Genomic DNA, 13,600 nt, shown 5'->3' on the forward strand with positions numbered 1-13,600 from the left:
AATGGAAAATGGAGTAATTGAATTGAACAATTTATTAGCAGCATACCCGATAAAAGAAATTTCTAAAGAACATATTTCTGAGATAGAAGAACGCTATCAAATTAGTCTGGTACATGAATTCAGACTTAATTTAGAAGAATTTTATGCGGTGTATTTAAATTTTTGTTTGTCAAATAAATCTCTTAATGACGATGATATTGCAAGTCTTTCTCACTTAAAATTTCTACTCTCCCTAAATGACGAGACAGTAGAAAAATTAAATCATAAAATCGGCGAGATTGTTTATAAAAAGTGCTTTGAAAAAGTTATCCATATAGCCCATGGTATACTAACGAAAGAAGAAGAAGCTTTTTTAGAAAAAATGGAGAAAGATTTAAAATTGCCAAAAACATTAGTGGAACGTTTTACTTCTGAAATAAGTAGTAACTATATTCAAAAATACGCTGAAAAACGAATCAACAATTTAATTCTGTCTCCAGATGATGAGAAAGAAATAAAAAGTATTGGCAAAAATTTAAATATAGATATAGAAAAATCATTTAGCGATCAAATAAAGAAGCAGTTAAATCAGCTTAAATCCTATTGGGCTATAGAGAATTTACCATTTACTGCCTTTGAGCCAAATATAGTCATTCAAAAATCAGAACAGTGCTATTTTAAAATTCGCTCGGTAAACTGGTATGAATTAAGAAGTATTAGACAGAAGCCATCGTTTTACAATTCAAATGCCAGGGTATTAAAGGAATTTTATTTAAAACCAACATCTCACAAATCTATGAATCATAGTAATGACTATCTAAAGTATATTGATAGAGGAGACCTGTACTTGACCAATAAAAGAATTATTTTTATAGGGACTGTAAAAAACATAAACATAAGGTTTGAGAAAATATTGAAATTAACGCCAAAAGCTGACGGAATAGAAATAGACAAGGAAATAGGAAAAGCAGTTGTAATTCAGCTTCCGTATAATGCTGATGAATTTGCATTGATTCTTGAAAGATTGATTAGAGAACGTAGTATTTAATTCTAACTGGAGGTCGTTTGCAACGAGTGCTACTTAAATTGTTTTCCCTAAAGGAGTGTTTGCAACGAGGCTGAAAATAATATTGTTCTAGTTCTAGTTAGAGTGAACGTAATGTTTGTAAACACCCACGCCTATTTGAAGTGTTTTTATCAAATAGGTTTTTTAGAATTCGTAAATGATAAATGCCTATTTCTTTTTAATTTCTGAAAGTACTTCTAAAATTTTATCAGTAAATTTTTTAGTTTCAAAATTTTGAGGATCATCATGACTGTCGTTTAATTTTTGATCAATGTTAGCATGGAAAGCCGGTACAAGCCATTCGTTTTTTCGAAAACTGGAACAGATATATAGCAGTGCAAGCCTTTCATACTGAGCATCGGTAAATCCTGGTTTTGGTGCTACAGGAGCATTTTTTTCATTCCCGGGAGGATAGACCCTTGGTTGCACTAATTCAATATGAATATATAAACCACGCGATTGTGTCCCTAATGTTTTCAGTTCAAATTTTGTAGCCCTTAATCCTTCTGAGAAATCTGCAGCGGTTTTAGATTTTCCGGTTCTGGTAAGATAGACATGAGTTACTTTTTTAGTCCATTGGCTGACATTATTAAAACTCCAGGACTCATCGTTAATATTCGATGGAAAATCAGTTTTATAAACCGGAGAGCTAACATCGTGGATAACAAAATATTTCGCAAAAACCTTTTTACCACTAACAATGATATGAGAAACAGGAGAATTAAGGTCTCCGCCAATTTCATTACTGGTGATATTTTTAGAGGATAGATAGTTTTGAAGCTGCTCCTTGGTTACACCAATTTTAATACTCAATAGGTTTAAAAAAGCAGTGTCCAGTTTAGCTTCCTTTTCAGTTATTTTGCCCCAAATTTCAATATGCCTCATCAACATCTTGGCTTGTGCTGATTTGGTACCTTTATATTCCATTTTTGCTTTGTCAAATTCTTCTGAAGGAATTTGTGCTTGTATAGTTGTTATCTTAAAAGATACTAATAGGATAAGAAATAGATTTTTCATAATATATTGTTTTACTGAAATTTAGCAAAGAATAAAACACCCGCTCCCGCACGAATCCTTTCGTGTGGGCTTTTGAATTTAGATTTTCCACACCCTCGCGCCTTAGCAGTCTTGAGCTTCTTTACGGCGTCAAGTTCTTTCGGAGCTTTACTGCATCTCCTGATATTCGCTATATCTTTTTATCTTTTTCTGGTCTCGTTTTTTAACGAGACCAGAAAAAGAATACCGTTCTGTCAAGGCTAGCGGTTGTGATTTAATAGACGTTTTTACTCTATCTCTGACATTAAAACTTAAGATATACTAAATAACCCACTTGAAACTCACCATATCCATTGTTTTCCCAATCAGATGTATTTGTATAACGATACCTAAAGAAAAACTTATTATCCCCTTTTGGCGATGGTGCATAGTAAGTACCCAATTCAAAACGATGCAACCAATTTGATGTAAGCTTTTGGTTTTCTACAAATTGTTTTTCTGAACTTACAGTATAAAACTCTTCATTATTAGGCACAATGGTATTAAAAGGTCTGTATCTCAAATAAGCACCAAAACGTTCTTCGGGTCTAATTCTTAAAATAAAATCTGGATATGCTCTTATTATATTAACGTTTTTATCAAATCGTCTGGTTACATCGGTTGCCAATGTATCTACTACATTTACTCTTCCATAATGTATACCAGCATTCAACTCAATACGTGCTTTAAGTAACGGGAAATCGAAGGAAGCTATATTCAAGTCAGCGCCTACGGAAGTGTTTTCATACTTAATCATGTCTAAAAAAGTGACATATCTATCTGGACGGTACTCATTATTCACATAGCGATCTGCATATTTGACCTGTAACTGCTTGTTTTCATCACCTATTTTAGCCCAGGTTAGATTAAAATTGATATAATTAACGAGACCAAAATTAGAGCTTCTTCCTGTCCCCAATACCATTCTTTTTGTCCAAAGTGGAATATTTTTTTCAACTTCAAATTGCAGCAATCCGTTCGGATTTCCTTCCTTCAGACCTAAAAAATCACTATAGATATTAACGTTTAATATTTTTGCCGAGGTTTCTTTTTTCAACTCAACAGCATTGCTTTTCGCGAAATCGTCAGATGGTAAACTCACCACTTGATCTTTTGGACTAAAGTCTAAACGGTCGTTTTGATGTCGTTGAACATATAGTGTTATGACATTCGTTACAGGCAAAGAGAATATTTTTTCAGCCCCTTCAAAAGCGTATAAGGTATATTTATGTAAATCGGCAAAATCTGACTTTGAGCTAAAACCTATTGGAAATTCGTTTTCAAATTTTAATTCTTTACCCATAACGTTGTTAAAAATTTCCTTCACGATACGTTCATTATAGAAATTTTCGAGAATTTTTTTTATATCGTCGTAATCAATCTTTTTTTCGTTGAAAAATCTAATCAGATTTTCATCAATAAATGGAAGTTTTACTCTTCCCACTGCTGTTATGTGTTCTATAAAACCATCGTTGATATCTATCTCAATAGTTTCTACATCAAAATTCCATAACGGTATTTTCTTGATTTTTAATCTATGTTCTGCTATTAAATTATCTATGTTATTATGAATATTTTTTATCTCAGCTTCATTTGATTTAATTGTGTCCTTTGATTTAATTATTTCCTTATTAAGACTATCTTTTTCAATTTTTGCATTTGACGGATCAACTGGAATAAGTTTATTATAATTATCAATTTTTCGATGATAATATTTAATCGAATCATTCATCACATTGATTAAGTTCTCTAGTGTTCCACTTTGATTCTTTAATTCAATTGTTGGGTTTAATTTATTAGATATATCTATTGCTTTTTTTTGATTTTTTAATTCAATTTCTCTATTTTTTGCTTTATTGTAATCCTCCAATATGATCTTACGTTCAAACAGAAGAATATTATAAGGTTTGATTTTTGAATCCATTTCCTTATCTATAGTTTTAATTTTTTTTGTAATTGTATCAATTAATGACTTTTTTTCTGTGTTCATCTTTTCCAGTGACCAAATTCTCTTTTTATAATCAATATAATTCAATAAAAAGCCTTCTTTACAATATCCTTGAATTTCATATACATTATAAAGCTCTTTTAATTTTTTTTCTGCATAATGTTTAAATTGTACTTGGGCTTTATAGGTTCCTGAACCTTTGGTGTTTTTATAAAAATCAGAGAATAATTTCGTCTTGTTTTCAAAATCATCTACAAATTCCATGAAAGTAAACTCATTATGTTTAGTCGTTTTTTCTCCTTTTTTTAGTAAGATATTCTTTGCTACTTTATTCTTTTTTTCTCTTTCAAAAATAGTATCTCTCAAATCTTTTGCACGTCTAGTAAAATAAACATCCGCATCAATGCCTTCTATATTCTTTTTTGTAATTGTAGTATTTAAAGAATATTTTAAAACACCAGCGACTGGCTCAGTATCATAGGCAAAAGCTGTAATGACTAATGCATTAAAAAATTGATGAATATTTCTGATATCCTGAACTGCAATTTGCTGTTTTTGAGTAGTGGGGCTATCTTTTAAATTCGTGACACGCTCTTTTATAATGCCATAGGTCTTTTCACCATCATTATCTTTTATGCTGTTAATTGCATCAGTAAGATGTTTTCCAAAAGAAACTTCGGTAAAAGGGAATACCTGGAAACTTATTTCCTTACCGTCGTCGTTAATCAAGACCTCATCTTTAGCGCTTTTTAAAGTAAATGTTAAATTATTTACTGAACTGGCAGCGGCATAAATCATAATTGTTTCTGTTTTATCCTTATCTGGATCTGAAACAGAATAATTATAAGGCTGTATTTGTTTTTGGGCATGCAAACCAAATACTATAAACAGAAAAAGAAGGTGTAGTTTTAGTTTCATAAAATCAGTTTTGGTGAGTTAGATTAAATTGTAGTATGCGCTCATTACTTTCTTCTGCAATTGACACTTTACCAGATAAGTTCGTTCCATTTAAATTTAAAAGGTCACTGGTAATATTTACTATTGGGGATAAATTGGTGCCATCTCTTTTCAGAATTTTACCCGATATCATATTTCCTGTGTTAATATTTCCTTGTAAAACCACTATATTATCCTCATCATCTTCTTCAGCAAAAAACTTGAATTTCCCTTGATAATCTATATATCCTGTACAGGTAAGGCTTTTTACAAATTCATTGTCATCAGTGTAAACATTGAGTTCCCCTTTATAAAATCCGTTTAGTTTGTGGTCAGAAACAGCATCATTAAAATTTAAAATCGATGCGACAACATTTTCGTCTGAAAACAGCAGACTTGTTTGTTCCATTTGAAAGGCCTGACTTTCTTTTTTTCTTAAACTTAAAATATCACCTCTCTCAATAAACGAGAGATTATTATAGTTTTTTTCATTGCTATCAAATGCTAGTACAATAAATTCTCCTGAAATATTCGAATCACCTATATTTTTTAAAACCAAACTATTACTATAAGGAATAACAGAGCTGCTGTTTTCTGATTGTTGTGAAAAATCAAAGCTAATTTTGTTAGGAATGATGTAAGAATATTTTTTGGGGGTTACTTCAGGCTCTAAATAACTATCATTTTGACAAGAACTAAAAAAAACACAAAATGATAGAAAAAACATAATAACATACAGACGAATTTTACGCATAATTTGATTGATTAAGATTAGTTATATCATTGCCAATATTGAAAATTATAAACAAACTATCATTTATTATAGTTAATGTTAATTCAGAATAAACTTAATAAAAAAAATAACAGTTTTAACATATATCTTAAAAAAAAACATAAAAATCTTACTATTTTTAAGTGTTTCCCCAATTTATGCTCGTTCGCAAAGATTAATTGCTTATATTATAGGGAGTAAATAGAGTGTTTAAAACGAAGCTGCGATCTGATAGTTTGCAATTGGAAATCCCTTCTCGCACGATAATAAAAACATTATCTCAAAAAACAAAAAACCTCGATCCTAAAAAATCGAGGTTTTTCCATTTTATTAACTCTAATCCTCACCCCGCTCTACGAAGTCTTCTTTATGAAATGCTGTGCATTCTATGATAAAAAACAAATAAAATTATTAAAAATTAAGATGCAAATTTATAGGTATTGATATAAGGAGTTTCTCTGTTAATAACTGCGAAAACTCTACTTATAAGTTTGCATCTAATGTTGTTTAATACCAGCATTGAATTTTTACCTTCCACTTTTTTCTTATTGTAATATTCCTTTAATTGAGAATCGTATTTTAATGTTGTCATAGCGCACATTTGCAATAATGACTTCATTTTTTTATCTGCCATATGATTTACTCTTGTCCTTCCTTTTACACTGGAGCCTGAACTATGTTCAAAGGGCGCAACACCTGAATAACACGCAAATTGTCTCCAAGTTTTAAAAGCGGTAAATCCTTTTGTAGCAATAATCAAATACACACTGGTTTGTTCTCCCAATCCAGGAATTGATCTGATAAGTTGAGATTGTTTATTTAATTGATCGTTTGCTTTAATGACTTCTTTAATTTTTGATTCAATTTTGTGTATTGAAATTTTAATAGATTTTACAAGAGTTTGGTTAATTTGTGATACTTCCTTAAAAACTATTTTTTTTGTGAATTCCTTACTTTCCTTTGTCGCTTGTATAAGCATTAAAGCCTTTACCATTTTTTCTCTTTCAGTATAAAGCATTTTTAGTTTTTGAATATCTAGGCTCGCAAAGGTGTAAAGTTTTAATTTATCGATGTTTCTATAGCTGTAGTAAGAAATATCTTTAGCATCAGTTTTATCATTTTTTCCTCTTGAAATTCCTTTTGATTTTTTTATTTCAATAGCAGGAACAATCCATAAATCTAAATTAATTTTCACTAAAACACTTGATAAATGATTAGTGTAAACACCAGTATTCTCGCAACAAAAAAGAGTACATTTTTTATCAACTTTAGTATCCAGTTTTTTAATAAAAATCGAAATACTTTCAATATTGTTTTCTATGATAAAATGCTCTGATTTAAGAGTTAAAGAATCAAGGATGTTAATATCCAATTTTGCTTTCGATACATCGATCCCTACATAAAATAAATACTTTTTCATAACTTTGAATTTAGGATAAACAAAAATGTTGAACTTCTTTAGGGCCTTTATTAGACCTGCATGTCTATCATTCTATTTGAAGCAATTCAACGGGATTCAAGGAGAAGGCAGAGGACTAATGCACAGCATGGTTCATAACTACAAATGTCTAAAGTTCACCTCTGCTTTCCTTTGAATAAAATTAAAGTTTTTTATCTAATCCAAAGTAAAGGCGAATGTCTCTGACTTCGCACTTTTTTATTCTTAATATTTTGTTTTCTCATTATAACCTTTTGATTATTTTTGATAGATATATAGCAAAAAAGGGCTCTTCTGAGAAAAGCTTTATTTATGATTAATTGTAGATATTTATGAAAAAAATTACTTGCGTAGTATTAGTTCTATTTTTGATAAATTGTACTAAAAATAATTCTGAGATTCACAATAGTGGTTTTCCCAAACTCGTAGATACATTAGCAACTGCAACATTGTATTTTTCGCCAAATTCTATACAATTGGGGGGTAGTTATATTAATAAAGTTCAAAAATTTGGTGAAGTGGTTGACTTGCGTGACACAATAGTGCCGTATCAATATTTCATTGATTACCATTCTATGTCAGATACCATTAATAAAAATGTTACAAAACGTGACGGTCTTGAAGTAATAATTGATACCACTTCAGAAATTACAATCAAACAATTCGAATCAGATTTTGATCTTTTTAGTAAATACATGTTGAAGGAAAAGAGTTCTAAAAAAGAAAAATTTATCGATTCAGTATCCTATCAGGCAGTTCAAAAGTTTATAAATAAAAATCCAAAGTTATTTAAAGGAATGTCTGTTTTTGTTACAAATCCGGGCACAGAATCCGTAAGGGTCGAAGTACAGGATTGGCAGCTGATGATGATTCAGGAAGCAATGGATAAATCAGGAAAATGGAAACCTATAGAATATTGGGAATTTTCCGGATGTGGTAATAGCTATGGAGGTATTGCATTAAAACCAAACCATTTAATTGCAACTAAAATTATCAAATATTCGGGAAACTTTAAAACCAAATTGAGATTGAAATTCTTAAATGATTCAATAGTGTACTATTCAAAACCATTTACAGGTAGTATTAATTCAAGTCAGTTTGATACAATACCAGTCGATCATCAACTCGATAAAAGAAATTTTTTGGAGCCGCGAAAACCTCGTAAAAAACTTAGAAAAATACAGTAGAAATTTGGTGGAAATTGATTCTATTAATATTGCGTTGTAAATTAATTTGCTTTGTATGGTTACAAGAATAAAACTGAACATAAATATTTGGAATCAGTGTTGAATCTCCGAAAATTGTGCTTCGGTCATCCTCAGAAGTGCTTTTCAATATTGAAGGCAGACCTATTGAGTACGCAGATTTCTATATCAGGGAAAACAGAATGAACTTTTTTAGTATTTAAATCATATAATTTTTTAAATGATGTTAAAATTTTATTTTTTTTACTTGTTTGGTGGATGTTATAAAATAGAATAGTATATTATAAATTATGAAAAGAGACGGGTTTGGTTTATATAAATTCTATCTCTTTCTTGTTTTAATACAGTTTTAAATTTTATTTTTTATAAGAAATACGCTGTCAATTTTATTTTTATTTAATAATGAATTATTTACATTTGCCTTTCAGCTATTTATAATAAAATGAATAATTTTAGAAAGTATAAAGTTCAAAAAGGTGAAACAATAGAAATAATTGCAGCAAAAATAGGAATTCCAGCTGTTGAATTAAGAGCCTATCACAATCGATATTGTGAATTATCAGATTTAGTAGAATTAGGATTACCTATAAAATGGGCAGAATATATATTATTACCATCTTTAGAAACTGTTGAGAATACTAAATTATCTGAAAATAGCCCTAAAAAAGTAAAATTAGGTGACAATAATAATTTGCGTTTACTTACAGAAAATGGTTTTAAGCAAGAGTACGGAACTATAATACTATATAAACAGAATAATCAATTAATAAATAAAGTCCATTTTATATCACAAATTGAGTTTTTAAAAAAATATAATGATTTTTCTATTGTAAAATATCAGATTAATCAGGTGTATATAAACAACAAAGAGCCAGAAATGGTTATTGAACAATTAGCAGATAAAACTTCAAAAATACTCTATCCAATAGTGATGAGTATGAATAAGAATGGCGAAATACACGAAATACTTAATATTGAAGAGATCCAAAAAAGATGGAAAATACTGAAACCTTCTATTCTTGAATATTATAAAGGTGGCGAGATTATAACCAAGTTACTCTCTTCGTTTGAAAGAAGTATTCAATCAGCATCACGATTGAAAAGAAATTTGGCAGAACATCCTTTTTACACTATCTATTTTGCACCAATATATCAAAATTACTCGCCTGATTTGTCATTTACAAATAATGATTCTGAATTAGAAACATTCCAAAGTATTGATGAATTTCAGAGTGTAACATCAAAAATACTTGTTAGGCGTAAGGGAATTGTAAGATCGAAAGTGAATTTTGACGAAAATTTGCAATTACAAAATAAACTACATAGTGATACTTCCCAAAATACAGAAATCAATTTACAAAAAGAAGAATTTCAAATTGGAAAGTTAGAAGAAAAAATTCATAATAATATGGATTTTCAATACAAACTAAACCATACTAATAACAGTATCTTCTCTATTGTTGGTTTTATAAATACAAGAAAAAATAGCAAAACAATATCTACTATTGAGTTTGAAACATACGAAAGAGAAAAGAAAGAAGAAAAAAAGGAGGCACAAATCCGGATATCAAAAGAAATAGATTGGAACGCCGAAATCATCAATGAAAAGATGATAACGAAACGAGGATTTTGGGACAGATTTTGGGGTAATTAACAGATGTAATAAAGTAAAGCAAATCAACTTTTAAATTTTCACATAATATGGAAGATTATATAGTCGTAGAAAGTGCTACAATACAATGCAAATATGGAAGTGTAGATTCAAGTTTTCTAAATTCAGAAGATCATGGATTTAAGATTGAGGATAAAAATCCTATACTTGATAGCAATGTAAATATTTGCGATTTTATTTTCTGCAGTCTTCATAAAAAGGCATGTGAATTTGAGACATTAGAAAAAAAATGGCTAAATAACGCAAATAGTGGAACCACAGAAGGAAAATACATTACGACAAAATCAGTATTGATTTGCAAACAAGGTGGGCTTATATCAATTGTCAATGCCGGACAAGACTGTTTAATCGAACAGGCTGGAATGTTGAAAATTGTAGATCCTGAATAGTTTAATTTTTGCATAAAATAAATTTATTAATCATCAAAACTTTAATAATGAGTGAAGTACATTTAGTTTGTCAAGGAGCAATTTGCAAGTGCCAATTTGGTACCGCACCAGATACTTTGAAAGTCAAAACACAAAAAAAACATTATATAAATGATTGGGAAGCAAAATCAAAATTAACAGCAACCAATAAAGATATAGGACAAACTTTTGAAAAAAACACTTTTGGAAGTTGTTCGAAAACCAACAACAGTCCTTGTTCTCCAGCAATTACTAAATGGGAAGGTTTTTATGATAAAGTTACTTTGAGCAATAGTGGCAAGCCTTTATTAGAAGATAGTAAAGCAACTTGTGCTGTAGCAGGAAGTGCATGTATTGAAATCATAAATAATGGACAAATATGTGAAGTTACCAAGCAAAACATTAAAAATTCTGATCCTGAAGTTATTAAGGTAATTAATCCGGCAATGAGTTTAAGTATTGATGAAGTTGGAGAACTGCAAATACCAAATCTGTAAAGAAAATGAACGATAACAAATTAAATCTAATTCCAGTATTGGAAAAAGGGCAGACTTATAATGCCTCAACCGGAACCCTTATTTTAAATAATGAAGGTTCTGTTTTCGTCACTATCAAGCAGTATCAGGAGGATGAAAAAAAAATAAAAGAATTAGAAAAAAAGAAAAAAAGTTCACTTGAATTTGCCAGACAAAAATGGGAACAACATGCCAAAGAAGGATGGAGTAAAAGAAAATTAGACGAAAATTACGACGCTAACATGCAGGATTGGGAAAAATTGAATAAAGAATCCCAAGCTATTATTGAGAAATATGAAAATATAAATTGGTGCTGGCAGTTGGTTGGTAATAAATTAGACTACAACAATTTGTCTCACAATCAATCCTTTAGTAAAGGTATTTCTCAAATACAAAGTTTAGGTAAACAAAAGGTTTCTTTCCCAGCTCTTTTAGTTGGGGGCGGAATGGCATGGCTTGAGGCGTTTCATGAAAAAGAAGGCCCCATGGGGAAAATACCAAACGGAATTTTCGTAAAAGCAAAAGGGACACCAAAAATTTTGCGAACAGAATGGACAGATTTTAACTATCAGCCAATAAAGGAGAGTATTGGTTTTATGTCTAAAGTAATATTACATATCTATACCTCTGGAATGTATGGACAAGAAGTAGAAATAAAATTAATAGACCGTGATTTGTTTACTGGTAATGATGAGTTGAATTTCTCAGGTCAGTCAATTTTTGTTAGAGAAGTAAATGTATTAAAAGTAAAGAAAAATGATATTGGCAAGGCAGGGGTTTCTGATTTGTTAAAAAGTAAAGATAATACGACTGACAATATCCAATATACTCAAAAAATAGAAGTAGAAGTATTAGTTGAAGCAATTTGGGAGAAGGAAGGCGGAAAAGAATTGAAAATATTTCCTATTATAAAATCAATTCAAGATGATATTTATTTTGAAAATTTTGAGCGAAGTTATTTAAGTATTGCTAAAAATGGTTTAATTCTTACAGCTCCTAATGAAGTAAGTAATAAAGTTGCTGTAGTTGGAGCAGTAGAAACAAATGAAAGTGCTTTTCATCCTTGTAAGTATACAGCAATTGAGCTTAAAATAATTCCTGAAACCGAGAAAGAGAAAAACAGAATTATTTTCAAAGAAAATAATATGGTTAGCCCTCTTACATACAACATACCTATTATTTGTGCAGATACCGATCACTTTAAAGATTATGAAATAGAATTAAACGATCTTGAAACAAAAGAATGTCAATTTGATGGCAAATCTAATAATCACAAAAAAAACTCTATAAGTATATTAAAAACTCCTGAGAACTATAAAATCACCAAAAATGATGGCAAAACATTAAATTTTAAAGCAGCCTTTAATTATCATCCGAGTAATGATAATCTTGTCGAGATGACCTCTCTTAAAATGTTTGAATATATTTGGCCAGTTAGTTTGCGTGATGATAATAAGCATGCTTTAGAGTTAAGGGCTTTAACTTGTAGGCATGACAAAAGAATAAATATTATTGCCTATCCTGATGTAAAATGGGCTTTGGATTTTAGGTTTGGAATGAAAGGGCCTGAACAGTATACACATACAAATCTACCAAACTACCCAAGAAACAGTGATGAAGAGAAGGCTGAAAAAAAACCTCAATCAAGGCATAGTGATTCTTTTGAAAAAGCTAAAAAAGCAGGACGAATTAATACTTATGGAATGGAGAAAAGAGCTAATGGAATGGAGTTAGAGTTTCAATTAGTTCTTAAAGCAGAGTATAATAAGGGAGAAGAAATAGAACTCGCAGAAAAATATGCTCAAAAAATAAAAAAATTCTTGGAGTTGCTTTTGTCATTGAAAGAAGGTTTAGACACATTAACCAATATTGATAAAGTAAATTCTGGACATAAGAGCGCTGTAAAGGGGCTTGGCAAATTTTTAAAATCACCAATTATTGGTACAATTGATTATCCTGCAATTAGCGTTGGAGCGAAGTGGCAAGCTGCAATAAAAGATGAAACAAATGAAGTTTATACTGATGGGAAAATTTTTCTAAGATTTAATCCTTTATTAAAAGGAGATATTTCATTAGATATTATAGCAGCAGCTTCTTATGTTCCTGCCTTTGGGCAGGCTGTAAAAGCAATTGAAATAGCATTAAATACGGCTGGAGCTGAATTAAACTTTTTGTTTACAATATTTGGACAAGTAAATGTAGAATTTGAATATGCACTTGCTGAAAAAGGTGGCTCTAATTTAAATTTGAATGGTGAACTTGGACTAAAATTAGCTTTGTCTGGGAAAGTTAAAGTGAATTTTAATGCTATTATTTTTAGTGTGGATGGTGAGATCCAAGCCGAAGCATATGCTGTTTCATCCATAAAGCCTAAAGCTAGCATAGGGCATGATAAGAACGGAACTTTTATAGAAGCTAAATGTGATTTTATGGGAATTAATATTGTTTGTATTATAACTGCAAAAGGTAAAAACAATCAAATACAATATAAAGACACTTATAATGTTTTTGATAGAAAAGATGATTTTGTAAAAGGTAAAACCTATTTAATAGGATCATGAAATATATAATATTCTTTTTAGCACTATTTACACACTTTGAAATTTATTCCCAAACTAATAAAACCA

At 30.1% G+C, this 13,600-nt stretch carries 10 protein-coding genes; 6 read left to right on the forward strand and 4 right to left on the reverse strand.

The window, feature by feature from the left end; translation table 11 throughout:
* Position 1 precedes the first annotated feature (1 nt).
* Complete coding sequence (locus OZP09_RS17840) at positions 2-1,027, forward strand: PH domain-containing protein (protein ID WP_269235024.1); 1,026 nt, start codon at positions 2-4, stop codon at positions 1,025-1,027.
* A gap of 186 nt (positions 1,028-1,213) precedes the next feature.
* Here OZP09_RS17840 and OZP09_RS17845 read toward each other — a convergent pair whose 3' ends face one another.
* The 4 genes from OZP09_RS17845 to OZP09_RS17860 form a co-directional block, all read right to left on the reverse strand.
* Positions 1,214-2,062: a hypothetical protein gene (locus OZP09_RS17845; protein ID WP_281309753.1), complete on the reverse strand. Its 849-nt coding sequence runs from the start codon at positions 2,060-2,062 to the stop codon at positions 1,214-1,216.
* A 283-nt stretch (positions 2,063-2,345) separates the two neighbouring features.
* Complete coding sequence (locus OZP09_RS17850; RefSeq protein ID WP_281309754.1) at positions 2,346-4,946, reverse strand: hypothetical protein; 2,601 nt, start codon at positions 4,944-4,946, stop codon at positions 2,346-2,348.
* Positions 4,947-4,950: 4 nt separating this feature from the next.
* Positions 4,951-5,718 carry a hypothetical protein gene (locus OZP09_RS17855; RefSeq protein ID WP_269235029.1) on the reverse strand — a complete coding sequence of 256 codons (768 nt, stop codon included), beginning with the start codon at positions 5,716-5,718 and terminating at the stop codon, positions 4,951-4,953.
* Between the two features lie 436 nt (positions 5,719-6,154).
* Positions 6,155-7,156, reverse strand: coding sequence for a transposase (locus OZP09_RS17860; protein ID WP_269235030.1), 1,002 nt, complete (start codon positions 7,154-7,156; stop codon positions 6,155-6,157).
* A 350-nt stretch (positions 7,157-7,506) separates the two neighbouring features.
* Here OZP09_RS17860 and OZP09_RS17865 point away from each other — a divergent pair, with 350 nt between their 5' ends.
* The 5 genes from OZP09_RS17865 to OZP09_RS17885 all read left to right on the forward strand — a co-directional run bounded on the left by OZP09_RS17865 (position 7,507) and on the right by OZP09_RS17885 (position 13,534).
* Positions 7,507-8,361: a hypothetical protein gene (locus tag OZP09_RS17865; protein ID WP_269235031.1), complete on the forward strand. Its 855-nt coding sequence runs from the start codon at positions 7,507-7,509 to the stop codon at positions 8,359-8,361.
* A 460-nt stretch (positions 8,362-8,821) separates the two neighbouring features.
* Positions 8,822-10,033, forward strand: coding sequence for a hypothetical protein (locus tag OZP09_RS17870; RefSeq protein WP_269235032.1), 1,212 nt, complete (start codon positions 8,822-8,824; stop codon positions 10,031-10,033).
* A gap of 47 nt (positions 10,034-10,080) precedes the next feature.
* Complete coding sequence (locus OZP09_RS17875) at positions 10,081-10,440, forward strand: PAAR-like protein (RefSeq protein ID WP_281309755.1); 360 nt, start codon at positions 10,081-10,083, stop codon at positions 10,438-10,440.
* A gap of 47 nt (positions 10,441-10,487) precedes the next feature.
* The gene (locus tag OZP09_RS17880; RefSeq protein WP_269235034.1) at positions 10,488-10,955 is read left to right on the forward strand and encodes a DUF4280 domain-containing protein; all 468 of its coding nucleotides are present in this window, start codon (positions 10,488-10,490) and stop codon (positions 10,953-10,955) included.
* A gap of 5 nt (positions 10,956-10,960) precedes the next feature.
* Positions 10,961-13,534, forward strand: coding sequence for a hypothetical protein (locus OZP09_RS17885; protein WP_281309756.1), 2,574 nt, complete (start codon positions 10,961-10,963; stop codon positions 13,532-13,534).
* The last annotated feature ends 66 nt before the right edge of the window (positions 13,535-13,600 follow it).

Origin of the sequence: Flavobacterium flavigenum (genome assembly GCF_027111255.2) — a bacterium.
Lineage (GTDB): Bacteria > Bacteroidota > Bacteroidia > Flavobacteriales > Flavobacteriaceae > Flavobacterium > Flavobacterium flavigenum.